The organism is Alcaligenes sp. SJTW-7, assembly GCF_047716895.1.
In the GTDB taxonomy this organism is placed as follows: domain Bacteria; phylum Pseudomonadota; class Gammaproteobacteria; order Burkholderiales; family Burkholderiaceae_B; genus Alcaligenes; species Alcaligenes ammonioxydans.
This window is the reverse complement of record NZ_CP136682.1, coordinates 1,023,719-1,042,464: the sequence shown is the minus strand read 5'-3', so window position 1 is coordinate 1,042,464 and position 18,746 is coordinate 1,023,719. Positions and strand designations below refer to the sequence as shown.

The 18,746-nt window shown below is 59.4% G+C and carries 17 protein-coding genes; 13 read left to right on the top strand and 4 right to left on the bottom strand.

Annotated features, from left to right (window positions below; genetic code table 11):
- Positions 1-56: 56 nt before the first annotated feature.
- From mdcA to RSQ48_RS04580, 7 genes are read left to right on the top strand one after another with little or no spacing between them, the layout of a single operon-like run.
- Positions 57-1,739, top strand: coding sequence for a malonate decarboxylase subunit alpha (gene mdcA / locus RSQ48_RS04610; RefSeq protein WP_240209038.1), 1,683 nt, complete (start codon positions 57-59; stop codon positions 1,737-1,739).
- 34 nt (positions 1,740-1,773) lie between these two features.
- Complete coding sequence (gene mdcC, locus RSQ48_RS04605) at positions 1,774-2,124, top strand: malonate decarboxylase acyl carrier protein (RefSeq protein ID WP_003802665.1); 351 nt, start codon at positions 1,774-1,776, stop codon at positions 2,122-2,124.
- Complete coding sequence (locus RSQ48_RS04600; RefSeq protein WP_240209037.1) at positions 2,121-3,023, top strand: biotin-independent malonate decarboxylase subunit beta; 903 nt, start codon at positions 2,121-2,123, stop codon at positions 3,021-3,023. Before mdcC ends, RSQ48_RS04600 begins: the two co-directional genes overlap by 4 nt.
- Positions 3,020-3,733, top strand: coding sequence for a biotin-independent malonate decarboxylase subunit gamma (gene mdcE, locus RSQ48_RS04595; RefSeq protein ID WP_059318748.1), 714 nt, complete (start codon positions 3,020-3,022; stop codon positions 3,731-3,733). Before RSQ48_RS04600 ends, mdcE begins: the two co-directional genes overlap by 4 nt.
- The gene (gene mdcG / locus RSQ48_RS04590; RefSeq protein WP_059318747.1) at positions 3,733-4,437 is read left to right on the top strand and encodes a malonate decarboxylase holo-[acyl-carrier-protein] synthase; all 705 of its coding nucleotides are present in this window, start codon (positions 3,733-3,735) and stop codon (positions 4,435-4,437) included. Before mdcE ends, mdcG begins: the two co-directional genes overlap by 1 nt.
- Positions 4,427-5,389, top strand: coding sequence for a triphosphoribosyl-dephospho-CoA synthase (locus tag RSQ48_RS04585; protein ID WP_059318746.1), 963 nt, complete (start codon positions 4,427-4,429; stop codon positions 5,387-5,389). Before mdcG ends, RSQ48_RS04585 begins: the two co-directional genes overlap by 11 nt.
- A gap of 2 nt (positions 5,390-5,391) precedes the next feature.
- A complete protein-coding gene (locus RSQ48_RS04580) occupies positions 5,392-6,318 on the top strand; it encodes an acyltransferase domain-containing protein (RefSeq protein ID WP_240209036.1) in 927 nt (308 codons plus the stop codon).
- Positions 6,319-6,440: 122 nt separating this feature from the next.
- Here the strand turns inward: RSQ48_RS04580 and RSQ48_RS04575 are convergent, their stop codons facing one another.
- The 3 genes from RSQ48_RS04575 to RSQ48_RS04565 all read right to left on the bottom strand — a co-directional run bounded on the left by RSQ48_RS04575 (position 6,441) and on the right by RSQ48_RS04565 (position 9,530).
- A complete protein-coding gene (locus RSQ48_RS04575; protein WP_059318812.1) occupies positions 6,441-7,373 on the bottom strand; it encodes a LysR substrate-binding domain-containing protein in 933 nt (310 codons plus the stop codon).
- Positions 7,374-7,579: 206 nt separating this feature from the next.
- Positions 7,580-8,392, bottom strand: a complete 813-nt coding sequence (locus RSQ48_RS04570) for a mechanosensitive ion channel family protein (protein WP_039943581.1) — start codon at positions 8,390-8,392, stop codon at positions 7,580-7,582.
- A gap of 526 nt (positions 8,393-8,918) precedes the next feature.
- Positions 8,919-9,530 carry a class I SAM-dependent methyltransferase gene (locus RSQ48_RS04565; RefSeq protein WP_003802680.1) on the bottom strand — a complete coding sequence of 204 codons (612 nt, stop codon included), beginning with the start codon at positions 9,528-9,530 and terminating at the stop codon, positions 8,919-8,921.
- Between the two features lie 88 nt (positions 9,531-9,618).
- Between RSQ48_RS04565 and RSQ48_RS04560 the strand changes: the two genes are divergently transcribed.
- From RSQ48_RS04560 to RSQ48_RS04535, 6 genes are all read left to right on the top strand, one after another.
- On the top strand, positions 9,619-10,617 hold the full coding sequence (locus RSQ48_RS04560) for an LLM class flavin-dependent oxidoreductase (protein WP_003802682.1): 999 nt from the start codon (positions 9,619-9,621) through the stop codon (positions 10,615-10,617).
- Entirely contained in the window at positions 10,614-11,525 is a 912-nt protein-coding gene (locus RSQ48_RS04555; RefSeq protein ID WP_131071372.1) for a LysR substrate-binding domain-containing protein, read from the top strand. Before RSQ48_RS04560 ends, RSQ48_RS04555 begins: the two co-directional genes overlap by 4 nt.
- A gap of 90 nt (positions 11,526-11,615) precedes the next feature.
- Entirely contained in the window at positions 11,616-12,632 is a 1,017-nt protein-coding gene (locus RSQ48_RS04550) for a Bug family tripartite tricarboxylate transporter substrate binding protein (protein ID WP_059318742.1), read from the top strand.
- On the top strand, positions 12,629-14,236 hold the full coding sequence (locus RSQ48_RS04545) for a gamma-glutamyltransferase family protein (RefSeq protein WP_240209035.1): 1,608 nt from the start codon (positions 12,629-12,631) through the stop codon (positions 14,234-14,236). The genes RSQ48_RS04550 and RSQ48_RS04545 overlap by 4 nt, the downstream gene beginning before the upstream one ends.
- Before the next feature lie 409 nt (positions 14,237-14,645).
- Complete coding sequence (locus RSQ48_RS04540; RefSeq protein ID WP_003802689.1) at positions 14,646-16,490, top strand: ABC transporter ATP-binding protein; 1,845 nt, start codon at positions 14,646-14,648, stop codon at positions 16,488-16,490.
- Between the two features lie 132 nt (positions 16,491-16,622).
- The gene (locus RSQ48_RS04535) at positions 16,623-17,387 is read left to right on the top strand and encodes a glucosamine-6-phosphate deaminase (protein ID WP_003802691.1); all 765 of its coding nucleotides are present in this window, start codon (positions 16,623-16,625) and stop codon (positions 17,385-17,387) included.
- Here the strand turns inward: RSQ48_RS04535 and RSQ48_RS04530 are convergent.
- A complete protein-coding gene (locus tag RSQ48_RS04530) occupies positions 17,340-18,740 on the bottom strand; it encodes an efflux transporter outer membrane subunit (protein ID WP_240209034.1) in 1,401 nt (466 codons plus the stop codon). The genes RSQ48_RS04535 and RSQ48_RS04530 overlap by 48 nt on opposite strands.
- Between the last annotated feature and the right edge of the window lie 6 nt (positions 18,741-18,746).

The window sequence follows — 18,746 nt, the reverse complement described above, 5'->3', positions numbered from 1 at the left end:
CTTCAGGCAACAGGCTTTAAAGAAACACATCGACAGAGGTATGACAGGGAAACCTAATGACGGACAGCAACTGGAATCTTAAGAATCAAGCGCGTCAGCAACGACTGCAACGCGCCAGCCGAGCACTGGCAGACTCGCTGCAAGGCAAACTGTGCAGCACGGATAAAGCCAGCTTATTGCTGGAAGCCGTCTTGCAGGCAGGCGATCGTGTATGTCTGGAAGGCAACAACCAGAAACAAGCCGATTTTCTGGCTGACGCGTTGGTGGGGGTCGATCCCACACAGATTCATGACCTGCACATGGTGCAATCCGTGCTGGCCTTGCCCCAGCATCTGGATGTGTTTGAAAAAGGCATCGCCAGCCGCCTGGATTTCAGCTTTTCGGGCCCGCAAGGTGCACGCCTGGCCCGGCTGGCATCGGCAGGGCGACTGAACATCGGTGCTATTCATACTTATCTGGAGTTGTTTGCGCGTTACTTTGTCGATTTGACTCCGAATGTGGCGCTCATCGCCGCTCAGGCCGCCGATGAGCACGGCAATCTATACACCGGTCCCAATACCGAGGACACCCCCGCCATTGTGGAAGCCACCGCTTTTTCGGGCGGCATTGTGATTGCTCAGGTCAATGAACTGGTCAATAGCAAGACCACGCGCCTGCCTCGCGTGGACATCCCCGCAGATTGGGTGAACTTCGTCATCCCGGCCCCGCGCCCCCACTTTATCGAACCGCTGTTTACCCGCGACCCGGCGCAGATCAGCGAAATACAGGTCTTGATGGCCATGATGGCGATCAAGGGCATCTACGCGGAATACGGCGTGCAGCGCCTGAACCACGGCATCGGTTTTGATACCGCCGCCATCGAGTTGCTCTTGCCCACCTACGGTCAATCGCTGGGCCTGAAAGGCAAGATTTGCCAGCACTGGGCCTTAAATCCGCATCCTGCCCTGATCCCCGCGATTGAGGCTGGCTGGGTGCAATCCGTGCATTCCTTTGGTTCCGAGCTTGGCATGGAAAATTACTTGCGCGCCCGCTCCGATGTGTTCTTCACTGGTCCCGATGGCAGCATGCGCAGCAATCGTGCTTTTTGTCAGGCAGCGGGTCACTATGCCTGCGATCTGTTCATCGGCTCCACCTTGCAGATCGATCTGCAGGGCAATAGCTCCACCGCCACGCTGGGCCGCATTGCCGGTTTTGGTGGCGCACCGAATATGGGGGCCGATGCCCGTGGCCGGCGCCACGCCAGCCCCGCCTGGCTCAAAGCAGGTCAACAAGCCCGCGCAGGACGCCAGGGGGCGGCCGGTACGCCGCGAGGCCAAAAGCTGGTGGTGCAGATTGTGGAAACGTTCCGCGAACACATGACGCCGGCCTTTGTGGACACCCTGGATGCCTGGACCCTGCAGGAGCAGACCGGCATGGATCTGCCCCCCATCATGGTGTATGGCGAGGATGTCACCCACATCCTGACCGAAGAAGGCATTGCCAACCTGTTGCTGTGCCGGAGCGACGAAGAACGCGAGCAGGCCATACGCGGCGTAGCCGGGTATACGCCCGTAGGCCTGGGCCGCGATGTGCGCATGGTGGAAAACCTGCGCGACCGCGGCATCATCCGGCGACCGCAGGATTTAGGCATAGACCCACGTCAGGCCACTCGCAATCTATTGGCCGCACGCAGCATGCGGGATCTGGTTGACGCCTCGGGCGGCCTGTATCAGCCCCCGGCGCGCTTTCGTAATTGGTAAGGGCCCGCACCGCTATTTGCATTAGGAGATCACGATGACTCAGCATCCTCACGGCCTGGAGACCCTGGCCTACCGTTTTCAGGGGCAAGAGCCCATTGGCCCCTTCCAGCCCGTGCTGATTGGCGTCGTGGGTTCGGGCAATCTGGAAGTACTGGCCGAACCCAAGGACAGCCCCGACTGCACTATTCACATTCATACCTCAGCACGAGGGTTTTCCGCCATCTGGGATGCCGTGGTACGGGACTTTCACCAGCGTCATCCGCTGGCCGGCATTCACTTTGACATCAACGATATGGGAGCCACCCCGGCCGTGGTCAGCCTGCGTCTGGACCAGGCCGCCAGCGAAGCGCTGGCACGTAGCCAAGCACAAGGAACACAGTCATGAGCAGTTATCTGGAATGTTCTGCCCGCCAGCGCGTCCAGACTCTGTTTGACGCGAACAGCTTTCATGAGTGGTTGCCCCCGGCGCAACGCATCAGCAGCCCGCACCTGGCTCAGTTGGGCGTCCCCTCCTCTTTTGATGATGGTGTGGCCATCGGCCATGCCTTGCTGGAAGGGCAGACCGTTTATGTGGCAGCGCAAGAAGGCGAGTTCATGGGCGGTGGTGTGGGCGAAGTCCACGGCGCCAAGCTGGTGGGCCTGCTGCGTCGTGCCATGATCGACCGCCCTGCTGGCGTGGTGCTGCTACTGGAGTCCGGCGGTGTACGCTTGCACGAAGCCAATGCAGGTTTGATCGCCGTGTCGGAAGTGATGCGCGCCCTGCTGGATACCCGCAATGCCGGGGTGCCGGTGATTGCCCTGGTAGGCGGGCAAAACGGTTGTTTTGGCGGCATGGGCATAGTGGCTCGCTGCACCAATCACCTCATCATGAGTGATGTAGGCCGTCTGGCCATGTCCGGCCCCGAAGTCATTGAAGCTTCACACGGTGTGGAGGAATACGACTCCAAAGACCGTGCGCTGGTCTGGCAGACCAGTGGCGGGAAACATCGCTGGCTGACCGCCGATTGCGACGACCTTGTGCCTGACACTGTGACAGCTTTCCGTGCTGCCGCCGTGCAAGGATTGAAAAAACCAGCCCGTGGCCCCGTCACCGTGGAAGAACTGGAACAGGAACACCGGATGCTGGCCCATCGCACCGCCTTGCTGCCTGTCGAACAATGGGAGCACACGGAGAACCAGGCTCGCCACTTATGGCAGGCGCTGGGTTTGAAGCACAGCGATCAAGTCGGGCAGATGGATGCCGCGGCCGTCAAAGCATTACGCAGCCAGGAGGCGCTGTCATGAAATGGGAAGCACTGGTGAAATCGCTGTTCGATACGCAGCACACCATCACCGAACAGGATTTATTTTTACAGGGGACAGCCGAGTTTGAGGGTCAAACACTGAACGTTATTGGAACCACCGAACACGCGCCTATTGGCGTATCCCTGGCTTTGACCCAGGCTCAGGCGGTGCTGGACACCATTAGGCACCATCCTGGCCGCAGTCTGCTGCTCTTGGTCGATACCCAAGGCCAGCAACTGCGCCGCCGCGATGAGCTGCTGGGTATCAACCGCGCCATGGCCCATTTGGGCATGTGTCTGGATCTGGCCCGACGCAAAGGTCACAAAGTCATTGGACTGGTCTATGACCAGGCACTTTCAGGCGGATTCATCACCTCCGGGCTGATTGCCGACGCCTGCTATGCCGTACCCGAGGCCGAGATTCGCGTCATGCGCATTCCCGCCATGGCCCGCGTCACCAAGCTGCCCGAAGCCCTGCTGGAAGAACTGGCACAGTCCAATCCGGTTTTTGCGCCCGGCGTAGACAACTATGTGGCCATGGGGGGTATTCAGGCTGTCTGGGACAACCGTTCGCCTGAGCATCTGCGTGCGTCATTGCGTGCGGCACTGGCCCAGTCCGATCACCAGGATCGCCGTGCCAGTGATGGCGCCCAACGCGGTGGTCGCCGTCTGGCGGCCCAGATCATTGACCAAGTCTTGCAGGCATCCTGATGACCGCACCACTGCCCGCTCGCCGTCACCATCTGATTACGCTGGACAGCCCAGCCTGGGATCAGGTGCTGGCGGATCTGGAGCCAAGCAGCCACGCCAGTCTGAGCCTGCAGCAATGGCAGGCCCGAGGCTGGCCGCTGGTAGTCAGCCGTCAGCCAGGTGAACTGCGTCACGGGCAGCTGCAAGTGGGCATTCCGTTACCGACCGATTGGGGACGGCAACGTCTGTCCCTGATTGTTCCCCAGGCGCGGAGCCTGGCCTGGGGCTGTTTCCCCCCCGCCCATGAAGCCCAAACCTTGCTGCTGGTTTCCTTGGCGCAAGACTGGCTGAGCTTATGCCAGCAGATGCAGGCACACGGCTGCACAGCTCAGGTTTATGGCAGTTATGGCTGGGAGCTGATCACGGGGCAAGGTTATGTGCGTGAAGGCTCGGACCTGGATTTGCTGCTGCCCGTGCAGTGCGCCACGCAGGCCGATCGTCTGGTGCAGCTCTTGCATGCGGCCAGCGAATGGCCGGGTTTGCCCCGTCTGGATGGCGAGCTGCTGTTTCCGGATGACGCCGCCATCGCCTGGCGTGAATGGCAGCAATGGCGCAGTGGTGCCAGCAGCAAAGTCATGATCAAACACACGCATGGTTTACGTATTCAGGCGCACTCGGACTGGCCTGAGCACGCCCCTGCCCTGGAGTCTTCTCATGCTGCTTGATGCCATTGAAACAAGGGTATGGGCGCCCCCACCGACGCCCCCTGAGCTCATGGACCCATCCCCTTCCTGGCGTTGTGCGGACATAGGCCGGGCGGCTGTTCTGGCGCTGTATGACGAGCTGATTCTGGCCCCCAAGCCGGGACTGGTTTCCTTGCTCGACAGCGGCAGCCATGACGATATGGACGCCAGCACCTTCTACCGCAGTCTGTTCGCTCTGCGCCACTATTTTTCTGACATGGCAGCCCTGGGCCAACAGCGTGCTCCCTTTTGCCAACTGCAAACTCGCGGGATGGCAGCGGAGGCTCGCATGCAGGCGGCAACCGCCGGCATCAATACGCACCGTGGAGCCATCTTCATGCTCGGCCTGCTGTGTGCAGCCGCAGGCGCCTGCCTTCCTTTTCGCGCCCTGACTCCCGCCACGATTCGGGACCAACTTCAAACATTATGGGGGGCAGCTTTACAGGCCCGCAGCCAGCAAACCTCGTCCGCACTGCCGGGTGGACAAGCGGTACGCCGCTATGGTTTACAGGGCGCGAACCAGGAAGCCGCCCAAGGATTTCCCACCTTGTTTGAAACGGCCTGGCCCGCCTGGCAAGCCGCTGTCAACCTCTTGTCTCCGCACAGCGCACCTATTACCGATCAGCAATTGCAGACCGTGGGTTTGCATACTTTCTTTTCGGTGATGGCGGTCCTTGACGATAGCAATCTGGCCCATCGTGGCGGACTGGAGGGGCTGCACTACGCGCGCCGCTGCGCCGCACAGTATTTGCACGCAGGCAGCGCATTTACCCCGGATGCGGTGCAACGCGCCCAAACCTTGCATCACGCCTTTATGCAGCGCCGTCTGTCCCCTGGAGGCGCTGCCGATACCTTGTCGGCCTGCTATTGGCTGGACCGCCTGCAAGCCACGGCTCCCGGCCGTGCACGCCAACGTCGCCCTACTGGAGTCTGACCATGAAAATCGCCCTGCTGTTTTCCGGGCAAGGCATGCAATGCGCGGACATGCTGCCCTGGCTCAAGCCAACCCATCCCTTGCTGCTGCAGATGCAGGATCAGTTGCACGTTGCCGATTGGCGCAGCGCCATGCGCGATGCCAATTGGGCGAGCACCAACGCCCATGCCCAGGTCGTCCTGACAGCCTGCGCCTTGGCCGCCTGGCAGCAATTGCAGGAACGCGTCCCTGCCCTGCAGGCGCCCAGCCCTTGTCTGGCTGCCGTGGCTGGCTACAGCATTGGCGAACTGGCGGCTGCATGCGTCGCGGGAGTGCTCTCCAGCAGCGACACGGTCACACTGGCCGGACAACGAGCCGCCCTCATGGATCAGGCCGGGGCCGGACAAGACAGCAGCATGCTGGCGATCAGTGGGGTTTCCATTCGGTCAATTGAACAATGGTGCCAGGCACAAGGCGCTGCCCTGGCCATACGCAATGGTCCCGAGAGCGCCGTCTGTGCGGGGCCACGCGACAAACTTTCGGCCCTGGAAACATTCGCTCAAGAACAGGGGGCGCGTTGCACGCCCTTGGCCGTGACTATTGCATCCCATACCCATTGGATGAGCAGCGCCGCTCACGCCTTTCACGAGCAGCTAAACCAAAGTGGGCTGGCGGCCCCCAATGTGCCTTGGCCAAGCAATGCCGGTGTGTGGGTACACAGCGCGGCAAGTGCGGCCCACGCCTTGGCAGCGCAACTGATGCAGACCGTGCAATGGGATGCCTGCATGGAACAGATTGAAGAACGTCAGCCCGATGTGGTGTTGGAAATCGGCCCAGGGCGCAGCCTGGCGACCCTGTGGAACCAACGCTATCCCGATATCCCTGCACGCTGCGTGGATGAATTCCAAACCCTGGATGGCGTGCAACGCTGGCTGTCCAGATGGGCCTGACTGTCAGTTGCAGCACCAGGTGTACTCCTGCCCTGGCAGACTCGCTGGGGGCTTGAGCTGAGCATCTGGAAGCGGCAGCCCCTCCCTCCTGACCGAGCTCCAGCAAGGCCATCGCGTTCCTATCAAACCGGTTTGTGCCCTTCTTTCTCCAGTTGATTGCGCACAATACGGCACGCCCGCAGCACACTCAACACATTGGGGCTGCGTTCGCGCGACTTCATGCAAACCAGACCAATCCGCTGCGAATGCCGATACGGCCACTCCAGGCTTAACCACTGGATCTTGTCAGAAAACACCTCTTTGGCACGGGCAGGCAATAGAGAGCATCCCACCCCGCCGCTGATAAGACTCATCAACGAAAAGATGTCGCCGGTACGCATCACAATCTCGGGCTCGAACCCGGCCTTGGCCATCATGCGCTGCATATCACGCCCAGTGGCAAAATCATCGCTCAACGATACAAAACGCTCTTTGGAACACCGCGCCAAATCCACGACCGACCCTTGCGCACCGTGCCAGCCCAGCGGCGCGGCAAACATCAGCTCGTCATCAAAGATTGGCAGCAACTCCAGATCAGGCTGGGCCTGCGGAAGTTCGATCAGGGCGGCATCAATATGACCACTGCGCAACTTTTGCAGCAGCTTTTCATTGGAGTCCAGCACCAGATCGATCTGCAACAACGGCTTGTGTATCTTCAGCTCCACCAACAGACGGGGAACGAGCCGGATTGTCAGTGAATACATGGAGCCAATGCGCAGTTGATCCGAGGAGTAGCCCCCGGCCTCACGCGCGGCATCAATACCCTGCTGCAAGGTGCGTATGGTTTCTTTGGCTGCCTCGGCCAGCTCACGGGCGGAGTCCTGAGGTACCAGATTACGCCCCTCCTGCAAGAACAAGGGGCACCGCAAGCCTTCTTCCAGGCTTTTCAATGCCCGATGAACACTGACCGCACTGGTACCCAACTGGTCCGCCGCACGGGAAATCGTGCCAGCCTCCAAAAAGGCCAACAAAACTTCCAAACGTCGTACCGTAATTTTTTCGTCGATCAGAAACATCGTGGGGAGCGATAGGGGTGGCGTTCAGGCAAAGCGTACAGTATGGAGGAAGCGCTCTCTGCCTCCAATGCAGGCTAACCCGAAAAAAAACCCCAAGCTGCTGATCGCAAGGCTTGGGGCATTTTTGCTGCTATTTGCAACCACACTAGACGTGGCTGTCCTGACCACTGAAACGGCTCGATATCCGGCCTCGGCGGCCATCCGGCTCAGGCCGCTTTTTTATCGCCGCCCGATTGCACGATTTCCCGTACGGGAACCGGGGTTTGCAAACCAGCTTCATTCAGCACTTGAATCGCGCGACGGAACAAGTGAAAGCGGGTATCCCAGAAGTCAGCGGCACTGATCCAAGCACGCAGATTGACCGTAATGACGCTATCCTTGTACTCCATAACCATCACTTGAGGGGCCGGGTCCTTCAAAACCTTGTCGTTTTCGTCCAGCAGGTTTTGCAGCAACTTCAAGGCCAGATCCAGGTCGTCACCGTACCGGACACCCACACCAAAATCCAGACGACGAGTCGTATTGCGGCTGTAATTGATGATGGGATTGCCCCAGATCAGACTGTTGGGCAACGTAAACTGAATGCCATCGACCTGCTCGAAGCGGGTCAAGAACAAGCCCACTTCCTGTACCGTACCATCCCCTTTGCCCACAACCGACACGAACTCACCCGCACGCAAAGGGCGCAGCATCAACAACATGATGCCAGCGGCAATGTTTTGCAGGGTGTTCTGCAGGGCCAAACCCACTGCCAGGCCAGCCGCACCCAGCACCGCAATAATGCTGGCTGTCTGGACGCCAAAGCGTGCCAGCACCGCAATCAGTACAAAAATACGGATCGTCCAGACCGTGACCGACTGGGCCATAGGCACGATGGTGGGGTCCACACGGGGGGAGCTGGCTGCCATTCGCTTGATGGCCCGGCCGGCAACGGCTGACAGCCACCAGCCAATAATCAGAATCAACAACGCGATCACGACGTTAAGCCCAATCGCGACCACAGCGGGAAATTCTGTCATCCAGACTTGCAATTTTTCCACGTTTCACTCTCCTGAAGAAAATGGCAAAGAACCGAAGGGACTGGCCGCTAAAGGTCAACATTGCTCGTGTGCATCATAGCCTTGAGACTGAGGGGAACCCAAGCTGCTCAAACGCGTGATCTTATCCACGAAAACTGTGGATAGCTCGTAGGAAAAACTGGGCAAATCAGAAAAACCGTTCGTAGTATCAGCCACTTAAAACGGGCGGGCAGAAAACGGCCAAATGCCTCAACACCCGCAATCTTATCCCCATAAAATGTGGACAAGTCACAGGATAAACCGTGAATCAGTGCATTTATCTAAACAATTTCAACAACTTAACAAACCCGATCAGAGAATCGACAATTCTTTACCATTTTTTTCCCCGGACCTGGTCCTTCATGCTAACGATCGGCTTATCCACAAAAGATGTGCATAAAAATAGGGAAAACCCCTGTATTAGCCAAAAAACCCATTACAAAACAAAAAGATAGGTAGCCAGGTCAGGGATTCACCATTTGGCTGCTTAGGAGACCGGCACGCGCCACAAAGACGCCAGCCAATGTTGCTCCTGAGGCGGCTTGTCCGTGGGGCGGTAAAAGTGATGGATATACTCAAAACCTGCTTGCTCCAGGCGCTGCGCCCACTGCTCCCAACTGTAGTAACACCCATAGCGCTGTCCATTCCAGCCTTCTTGCCCCTGACCGCGCGGATTGGAAGAAAACAGCACGCCACCGGGTCGCAGACTGTGCCGCAAGCTTGTCAGCACAGCCGGTAGCTGCGCACTGGGTATGTGAAATAACACGGCATTGGCAAACACGCCGTCAAACGCGGCGGCAGGCAATTTCAAATCCAGGATATCCTGATGCAGTACCGTCAGACCGGTTTGCTGGCGCGCCATCTCGACAAAGGCCGCGCACCCATCCAGTCCCACAGGTCGGTGACCCATGGCCTGAAATGCCACCAGATCACGGCCGGGTCCACAACCCAGATCCAGAATATCCACCGGCCCGGCTGCGCCGATGGCGGCCAGCAAAGCGTCCCGGTTCTGGCTGACATCATGGTCCCAGGTGCCATCACGGTACGCCTGCGCATGGTCCTGATAATGATTGACGGTGCGACGACTGGTCTCTTTCATCTGAACATCCTTGCCTGTGTTATGGGTTTACTTGACGCTACCTAACGATGGATCGACTATATCCTGAGTCCAATTTGAATCTGATGCCATGAAGCCAAGCTATCCGCTCTCCGTCCTAGACCTGTCCCCTATTGTGCAGGGCTCCACTGCAGCGCTGTCTTTCCGCAGTTCTGCCGATCTTGCCCGCCATGCCGAGCAGTGGGGCTATCACCGTTACTGGCTGGCTGAACACCACGGCATGCCCGGTATCGCCAGCGCCGCTACGGCGGTACTGATCGGCCATATTGCCGGCCAGACCAGCCGCATTCGGGTCGGGGCTGGCGGCATCATGTTGCCCAATCACTCTCCGCTGGTGATCGCCGAACAGTTTGGGACCTTGGCCAGCCTGTACCCGGGCCGGATTGATCTGGGCCTGGGCCGCGCGCCCGGCTCAGACCCCGAAACCGCTCGCGCCTTGCGCCGCAATCTGAGCAGCGACCCGGACCAGTTCCCTCGCGATGTGCTCGAGCTGATGGACTATATGTCTGACGAGCCCCGCAACCGCATCATGGCCGTGCCAGGTCGTGGCCTGAACGTGCCGGTCTGGATTCTGGGCTCCAGCCTGTTTGGTGCTCAGTTGGCGGCCGCGCTGGGTTTGCCCTATGCCTTTGCGTCGCATTTTGCGCCTGCCCAGTTGATGGATGCTATTGAGGTTTACCGCCGTCAGTTCCAGCCGTCGATCCATCTGGAGAAACCGTACATCATGCTGGGCTACAACGTCTTTGCCGCCGACACCGAAGACGAAGCCAAGTTGCTGGCCTCCTCCTGGCAGCAGTCTTTTGTGAACCTGCGCAGCGGTCGTCCGGGCCAGTTGCCGCCGCCCGTGCGTGACTACTACGAGCAATGCAGCCCACCCGCACAGCATCTTCTGGACTCCCTGCTCAGTTGTACGGCCATTGGCAATCCGGCGCAAGTGCTTGAACAGATGAAAGGTTTCATCGAACTGACGGGCGCCAACGAGCTGATGATCAACGCCAATATCTTTGACCACAACAAGCGCTTGCGCTCCTACGAGATTGCCGCCCAGTTGCGCGGCAGTCTGGTATGAACCCACGTCATCTCCAAGAGACCGCACTGCGCTACTTTCAGGAAGTGGCGCGCTGTGGCTCTATCTCGCAGGCGGCCAGCAATCTGTATGTCGCCACCTCGGCCATCAGCCGTCAGATCAGCGGGCTGGAAACAAACCTGGGCATGGCCCTGTTCGAACGCCATGCCCGTGGCATGAGCCTGACAGCGGCGGGCGAGCTTTTGCTGGCTCATGCCCGCCGCAGTGCTCTGGACGCCGAGCGCACCCTGCACGATATTGCCGCCCTGCAAGGCCTGCAAACCGGCCTGATACGGATTGCGTCCTCTGAAGGACTGGCCGCTCAGCTCCTGCCTCAATGCATCGCGCAATTCCGTGAAAAGCATCAAGGCATACGTTTTCAGCTGGACGTGTTGCCCCCACAACGTATCACCATGCTGCTCCTGAGCGGGCAAATTGATATCGGCATCAAATTTACGCAGACGGCCGAGAAAGATATTAAAACGCTGTTTCGACGCGATGCCCCTGTCATGGCCCTGGCCGTTCCCGGGCACCCGGTCACCCGGACAGAACGCATCAGTCTGAAAAGCCTTCTGGCCCACCCTTTGGCCTTGCCCGGGCCCGACACCACAGTGCGGCAAATGATGGACGTGGCATGCAGCGCGCAAAACCTCAGCCTGGACCCCGTATTCAGCAGCAACCACATGCAGTCTCTGCATCAATTTGCCTTGTCCGGCGCAGGCGTGACCGTGTCGGCTTTGCTCTCGGCGCGTCACCTGATTGAGCAAGGTTTGCTGCAAGCCAGTTTCATCCATGAACGCGGCTTGCTGAACCGTCAAATTGAAGTGCAGGCCCTGGCTGGCCGCCGCTTGCCCTCTATTGTTCGCCGCTTTCTGGATGAGTTGCTGCCACAGCTTGAAATCGCGCCTTAAGGCTTGCCGAAATAGCAACGCTGGCCTGCTTATTTGTTGCTGGTTCGGCATCATCGCCTTTCCTATCATCTCTTGATTGAGGAGATAGCCATGACCCGACCCAGCACCGAACCCTTACCCGCGCCGCGCCGTTCCTGGCGGCGGCTTGTCCAGTCTTTTGCAGGCGCCCTGTTGGCGAGCAGCGCCCTGGTCGCGCACGCCAGTGATTGGCCCGAGCGCCCCATTCGCCTGATTGTGCCTTTCCCCACGGGGGGCGCCACCGATGTCATCAGCCGCCTGATTGCCGAGAGCGCCGCCAAAGAGCTGAACACCAACATTGTGGTGGACAATCGAACGGGCGCAGGCGGGACCATTGGCTCTGGCGAGGTAGCCCGCAGCAAGCCCGATGGCTACACCCTCTTGTTCACCACCAGCAGCACCCACGCGATTGCTCCGCACCTGTACAAGTCCCTGCCCTACGATGCAGAGAAAGACTTCACGCCCATCGCCCACTTGGGCGATGCCGCCAGCGTCTTATTGGTGAACCCGTCCGTACCCGCACAAACGCTGCCAGAGCTGATTGATTACGCCCGCGCCCATCCTGATGAGTTGAACTACGCCAGCAGCGGCAACGGCACGATTGTGCATCTGGGCACCGAAGCCTTCTTGAATCAGGCCAATATCGTCATGTCCCACGTTCCTTACCGTGGCACCGGTCAAGGCATTAACGATATGCTGGGTGGCTCCATCCATGTTTTACTGGATGCGATCCCCACGGGGATGCCCTATGTGAAAAGTGGTCAGTTGCGCGCTCTGGCCGTCACCGGTCCACAGCGCTCGCCGCTGGCTCCCGATTTACCCACCTTTCAGGAGTCGGGGCTGCCGGGCTACGAGTCGGTAACCTGGTTCGGGCTGTATGCACCGGCAGGCCTGCCCGACGACATCCGTGATAAAGCCTATCAAGCTTTTGCACATGCCATTCAGGACCCCAACGTGCGCTCGCGCCTGCAAACCCTAGGCGTGGACCAACCTCGCAGCACCAGCCGGGAAGATTTTATTGCCCTGGTTCGCGAAGACAGCGCACGCTGGCAAAGCCTGATTAAATTGACTGGAATACAGATTCAATGAATACCACTGACAAAGGCATGGACTGGCACAACCCTTACCCGTCCGCCCGCTCTGCCGTACTTGGCCAGAACATGGTCAGCACCTCCCATCCCCTGGCTGCGCAAGCAGGACTGCGCATGTTGCAAGCCGGGGGCAACGCGGTCGATGCGGCTCTGGCTGCCGCCATTACCCTGACCGTGGTGGAACCCACTGGTTGTGGCATAGGCAGTGACGCCTTTGCCATCGTCTGGGACGGCAAAGAACTGCATGGCCTGAACGCTTCCGGACGTTCGCCCCGAGGCTGGTCGCCGGATCGATTCAAAGACCACACAGCCATGCCCGACAAAGGCTGGGAAAGCGTCTCCGTGCCCGGTGCCGTCTCTGCCTGGGCCGAGCTGTCCAGCAAGCTGGGACGCCTGAGCCTGGAGCAGGTTGCCGCCCCGGCGATTCATTATGCCCGTGACGGCTTTCCTGTCTCACCCGTGATTGCCCGCTTGTGGGAACTGGGCCGTCAACGCCTGGGCGATCAGCCCGGTTTTGCCGAGGCTTTTTTACGCGATGGCAAAGCCCCCGTTGCCGGACAGTGGTACCAGAACCCGGACCAGGCCAACACGCTGGAGCGTATTGCCGCCACACAGGGTCGGGACTTCTATACCGGCGAGCTGGCCAAACGCATTGCCGACTTTTCCCGCCAGCATGGCGGCGCCATGGACGAACAGGATCTGGCCGAGCACCGTGCCCACTGGTGCGGCACCATCAGCCATCCGTTTGCGCAATCCGTCATTCATGAAATTCCACCGAACGGCCAAGGCCTTGCCGCGCTGATGGCGCTGGGCATCATGGAGCAGGCAGGCATCGGTCAGCAGCCACTGGATCACATTGACACGGTGCATTTGAGCATTGAGGCCATGAAACTGGCCTTTGCCGATCTATACGAACACCACGCAGATCTGGAGCACATGATTCATCATCCAGAGCATTTGCTGGACCCGGCCTATCTGCGCGAGCGTGCTGCCCTGATTCAAATGGACCGGGCAGGGGACCCCAAGCATGGCCTGCCCGGTCCCTCTGGCACAGTCTATGTCACCGCCGCGGACTCCAGCGGCATGATGGTCTCCCTGATCCAGTCCAACTACATGGGTTTTGGGTCCGGCGTAGTCGTGCCAGGTACCGGCATCAGCCTGCAGAACCGAGGCCATGGGTTTAGCCTGCGCCCTGGACACGTGAATCAGGTTGCCGGTGGCAAGCGCCCCTCGCACACCATCATTCCAGCCTTTGCCATGAATGCCGACGGCACGCCACAAATGTCCTTTGGCGTGATGGGCGGCCCCTTCCAGTCCCAAGGCCACATGCAAATGGCCTTACGGGTCTTGCTGTACGGCCAGAATCCGCAAGCCGCAGCCGATGCGCCTCGCTGGCGCGTCACCGGTGGGCGTGGCGTGGCGGTGGAACCCACATTCGATCCCGCTTTGGTTCAGGCTCTGCGTGAACGTGGTCATGAGGTGCTGGTCGAACCAGGCAGTGGTGTCTTTGCCTTTGGCGGTGCGCAGTTGATTCTGCGTCAGGGCAATCACTACGTGGGCGGCTCCGACCCCCGTAAAGACGGCCAGGTGGTGGCCTACTAAGTCCACCTCCCTGCCAGAGCGCGCAACCGCTCTCTGATTGGGGTCTGGATGATCTTATTCAGACCCCAAACCCCGCTTGGTCTTCGTCTCTCATTCGTCAAACCGCAGGCCGAAGCAGGGCTACCTGCGTCAAGACCCTATCCCTTCGGCCTCCCACAACACCCCGCAAGGCTCGGCAAGCAGCCACTCACTACCCAAGCGGGCTCACGCACCACCCATCAGAAAACGTTCACCGTAGCCAAGATCTGACACCCCCCGGACACAAAAACTGTGTTTTTATCAGGTTTTCATCCGTGACACAGAATGACTGCTGTACCATCAAAAAATCGCCGCCCTCTTACCCAAAGGGCGGCTTTTCATCTGTCCAAACGGCTTGTCATCCCTGAAGCCGTCCGCTGGAGCTCCTTCGGTGCTGTCATTTTTTGAACGTCGATTAAATCCCTATCCCGAACAGCAGGTCGCCCCGCCCCCAAAAGGATTTTTCCCCTTCATCTGGGCCTGCACAAAACATTCCCGCGCCTGGATTGGCTTGATGACGCTGACCTCGATCGGCTTATCGGCCTACGAGGCCATGCTGTTTGCCCTGCTCAGCTATATCGTGGACTGGCTGCCCTCCATCGAACCGGCCCAGTTCTGGAACCAGCACGGCAGCACACTTCTGGGCATTGCCGCCATCCTGCTGAGCAGCGTGGTCCTGATCAGTCTGCATACCGTAGTCATGCATCAGGTGCTGGCCATCAACTTTCCCATGCGCCTGCGCTGGCTGTTTCATAAGCTGATGCTTAACCAGAGCATGTCCTTTTACGCGGACGAATTTGCAGGTCGCATCACGACCAAAATCATGCAAACCGCTCTGGCAGTGCGTGAGACCCTGTTCATGGCTGTGGAAGTGGTCGTGGGCATGAGCGCCTACCTGATCGGCATTTTGATTCTGGCCGGCAGTTTTGACCGTCTGCTGATTCTGCCCTTCCTGTTCTGGCTGGTGGGCTATGCACTGGCCTGTGTGTTTTTTGTACCCCGCCTGGGTAAAGTGGGCGCCGAGCAGGCTGATGCCCGAGCGCTGATGACAGGACGCATCACCGACGCCTACACCAACATCAACACCGTCAAGCTGTTTGCCCATACGCGCCGCGAAGCGGACCATGCCAAAAACGCGATGCGTCGTTTCCAGGAAACCGGCCACGCCCAGATGCGCCTGATCAGCCTGTTTGAGGTGAGCAACCATGTGCTGGCCACCCTCTTGCTGATCAGCTCGGCGGGCCTGGCCCTTTACCTGTGGTCGATAGACCAGTCCAGCGCGGGTGTGGTGGCGGCTGTCATCGCCATGGCTTTGCGCCTTTCGGGGCATTCACACTGGCTCATGTGGGAGCTGACCAACCTGTTCGAGAACGTGGGCACGATTCAGGACGGCATCAATACCTTGACGCAAAAGCCCACGGTGGTAGATGCGCCCGATGCCAAGCCCTTGCGGATCGGGCAAGGCCGAATCGAGTTTCAGGATGTCAGCTTTGCCTACCGCGATAAAAGCCGCCAGGTGATTGACAAGCTCAATCTGGTGATCCAGCCAGGCGAACGGGTAGGCCTGATCGGGCGTTCTGGCGCAGGCAAATCCACCCTGGTCAATCTGCTATTACGGTTTCATGATGTGGACAGCGGCACCATCCGCATTGACGGCCAGGACATCGCCCACGTCACGCAAGACAGCCTGCGGGCCGCCATTGGCATGGTCACGCAGGACACTTCCCTGCTGCACCGTTCCATGCGCGACAACATTTTGTATGGCCGCCCTGAGGCCAGCGACGAGCTCCTGCACAAGGCGGTAGAACGTGCAGCCGCGGCCGACTTCATCTCGCAGCTGCATGACCGTGAAGGTCGTCAGGGTCTGGACGCCCATGTAGGCGAACGCGGTGTGAAACTGTCCGGTGGCCAGCGGCAGCGCGTCGCCATTGCCCGGGTCATGCTCAAAGACGCACCCATCCTGTTACTGGATGAGGCCACCAGCGCCCTGGATTCCGAGGTAGAAGCGGCGATTCAGGAAAGCCTCAATACCCTGATGCACGGCAAGACGGTGATCGCCATTGCCCACCGCCTGTCTACCATTGCGGCGCTGGACCGACTGATCGTGCTGGATCAGGGTCGCATCATCGAACAGGGCAGCCACCAGGAGCTGCTGCAAAAGGGAGGCCTGTACGCTCGTTTGTGGACACATCAAAGCGGAGGGTTTCTGGGGGAGAGTCGCCAGCAAGATGATTAAAAGGTGTCACTTGCTTGCAAAAAAAAACTGACGTTACATCGTTGTCCCATTAGAATTTCGGAATATCAAACTTCGCCGTACTTGCGGCGAAGTTTTTTTTCAACTTAATCCGCCCCTACGAAGAACAAGATTATGTTTTTAGTCTTCCCCGATTCGGCAGCAATTGCAGCACACCTGAGCACCCGCCTTCAGGACATTATCCGTCAGGACCCGCAAGCGACGCTGGGTCTGGCCACCGGGGGAACGATGGAGCCCATTTATGCACGTTTCGTACAGGATGTACGCACCAACGGGCTGGATGTGTCGGGTATCAGCAGCTTCAATCTGGATGAATATGTAGGCCTGTCTGCGACGCACGAGCAAAGCTACGCTTACTACATGCGCCAGCACCTGTTTGACCAACTGCCTTTTGATGCGACACGTCTGCATCTGCCCAATGGCCTGGCCACCGAACTGGAACAGCACTGCCAGCAATACTCCGCAGCGATTGCTGCCAGCGGCGGCGTCGCCTTGCAACTGCTGGGCGTAGGCACCAACGGTCATATCGGTTTTAACGAACCGGGCACGCCGTTTGACAGCCACACCCATGTGGTGGCCCTGTCCGAGCGGACCCGTATCGACAACAGCCGTTTTTTTGACTCCATGGACGAAGTGCCGGCCTCGGCCATCACCATGGGGATTGCCGATATTCTGAGCGCCCGTGAAATTGCCCTGGTAGTGACGGGCGAGCACAAGGCGCGCACCATGCTCAATTACCAGCAAGGCGGCATCACACCCGAACTGCCTTTCACCGCCTTGAAGCAACACGCCAACACCCATATCCTGCTCGACGAGGCGGCAGCCAGCCTGTTAGACCCCAGCCTGTGCCACCGTCCCCTGATCAGCCAGGCCGCCTGAGCCAGCTTGCCAACCCCCGCCCAGCGCTCGAAAGAGCGCGGCGCGGGACTGCAAACGCGATTGCAGCAAGCTGACGCGCACATCCTGAGCGGCGTACAAGGTACGCTGCGCATCCAGTAAAGACAGCAAGGTTTCCGAGCCGGAGCGATAACGTGCTTCGGCCAGTTGAAACGCCAGCTTGGCTTGCTCCCACTCCCGTTCCATGGTCTGTGCCTGGGCATCCAGGCTCTGCAGCTGTGCCAGCACACCCTCGACCTCCATATAGGCCTGCACAATGGTCTGGCGATACTGTGCCAGCCATTCCTGTAAACGGGCCTCGTTCAAATCCTTGTCTGCCTGCAGTCGACCCGCATTGAAGATGGGAGCCACCAGCCCGCTGATCAGACTGTAGACCGGATGGCGCACGCTTTCTTCCCAATGATTAGCCGATGCTCCTGCCCAGGCCCCCAAGGTCAGGCTGGGGAACATGGCAGCGCGAGCCACCTGCACATCGGCATGAGCCGCCGACAACTGGGCCTCCATGCGCGCAATATCTGGGCGTTGCGATAGCAACTGTGAAGGCAAACCCGCCTCCAGCTCTGGCACCTGCAAATTGGCAATGTCTTCCTGCGGCTCGGGCAGGATTTCAGTACGACCCAACAAAGTCGCCAACTCCACCCGCGTGCGAATCGCCTGTTCTTCAATCACCAACCATTTGCGCTGTTGCACAGCCAGCAACTGACGCTGCTGTGCCAGCTCCAAAGGAGATGCCGCCCCTGCCTGCAAGCGGGCTTCCAGCAAACGCAACAAGCGTTGTGCAACAGCCAGGTTTTGTCGCGCAATTGCCACCCGCTGTTTATCACCCAAGGCTTGCAGGCTTAAATGCACCACCTGCGCCTGCACGCTGACACGCAGCACATCCAGCTCGTAGTTCGCCGCCTGAGCCAGGAATACAGCGCTGTCGGCCTGGGCCCGAAGGCGCCCCCACACATCGAGCTCATAACTCATGAATACACCAGTCACATAGTGCGAGCGGGACTCACCATGAGACGAAGAAACCGGCGCCTCTCGTTGCGCAGACAGATTGCCCTGCAATTCCGGCAGCAAACTGGCTCCGGTAATGCGTGCCTGGGCCTGCGCCTGCAAGATCCGGGCCTGGGCCCGACGCAGCAGCGCCACATCCTTCAAGGCTTCCTGCATCAGGCTGTTCAAGGCGGGGCTGTTATAGGCACGCCACCACTGCAGCTCTACCTGAGCCGGTACAGGGCTGGGTGTCGCCTTGGCCTGCTGTTGATACGCCTGGGGCAGCGTCGGTGGGGTTTTGTCCAGGTCGGAGGACAAGGAGCTGCAAGCCTGCAGCACAAGCGTGCTCATGACCCC

What these genes read in the sequence shown, in the direction of transcription:
- RSQ48_RS04545 (WP_240209035.1), top strand. Translation starts at nt 12,629, where the DNA reads ATGAATACCACTGACAAAGGCATGGACTGGCACAACCCTTACCCGTCC.
- RSQ48_RS04560 (WP_003802682.1), top strand. Translation starts at nt 9,619, where the DNA reads ATGAAGCCAAGCTATCCGCTCTCCGTCCTAGACCTGTCCCCTATTGTG.
- RSQ48_RS04555 (WP_131071372.1), top strand. Translation starts at nt 10,614, where the DNA reads ATGAACCCACGTCATCTCCAAGAGACCGCACTGCGCTACTTTCAGGAA.
- RSQ48_RS04600 (WP_240209037.1), top strand. Translation starts at nt 2,121, where the DNA reads ATGAGCAGTTATCTGGAATGTTCTGCCCGCCAGCGCGTCCAGACTCTG.
- RSQ48_RS04550 (WP_059318742.1), top strand. Translation starts at nt 11,616, where the DNA reads ATGACCCGACCCAGCACCGAACCCTTACCCGCGCCGCGCCGTTCCTGG.
- mdcG (WP_059318747.1), top strand. Translation starts at nt 3,733, where the DNA reads ATGACCGCACCACTGCCCGCTCGCCGTCACCATCTGATTACGCTGGAC.
- RSQ48_RS04565 (WP_003802680.1), bottom strand. Translation starts at nt 9,530, where the DNA reads ATGAAAGAGACCAGTCGTCGCACCGTCAATCATTATCAGGACCATGCG.
- RSQ48_RS04570 (WP_039943581.1), bottom strand. Translation starts at nt 8,392, where the DNA reads ATGACAGAATTTCCCGCTGTGGTCGCGATTGGGCTTAACGTCGTGATC.
- mdcE (WP_059318748.1), top strand. Translation starts at nt 3,020, where the DNA reads ATGAAATGGGAAGCACTGGTGAAATCGCTGTTCGATACGCAGCACACC.
- RSQ48_RS04535 (WP_003802691.1), top strand. Translation starts at nt 16,623, where the DNA reads ATGTTTTTAGTCTTCCCCGATTCGGCAGCAATTGCAGCACACCTGAGC.
- RSQ48_RS04575 (WP_059318812.1), bottom strand. Translation starts at nt 7,373, where the DNA reads ATGTTTCTGATCGACGAAAAAATTACGGTACGACGTTTGGAAGTTTTG.
- mdcC (WP_003802665.1), top strand. Translation starts at nt 1,774, where the DNA reads ATGACTCAGCATCCTCACGGCCTGGAGACCCTGGCCTACCGTTTTCAG.
- RSQ48_RS04580 (WP_240209036.1), top strand. Translation starts at nt 5,392, where the DNA reads ATGAAAATCGCCCTGCTGTTTTCCGGGCAAGGCATGCAATGCGCGGAC.
- mdcA (WP_240209038.1), top strand. Translation starts at nt 57, where the DNA reads ATGACGGACAGCAACTGGAATCTTAAGAATCAAGCGCGTCAGCAACGA.
- RSQ48_RS04530 (WP_240209034.1), bottom strand. Translation starts at nt 18,740, where the DNA reads ATGAGCACGCTTGTGCTGCAGGCTTGCAGCTCCTTGTCCTCCGACCTG.
- RSQ48_RS04585 (WP_059318746.1), top strand. Translation starts at nt 4,427, where the DNA reads ATGCTGCTTGATGCCATTGAAACAAGGGTATGGGCGCCCCCACCGACG.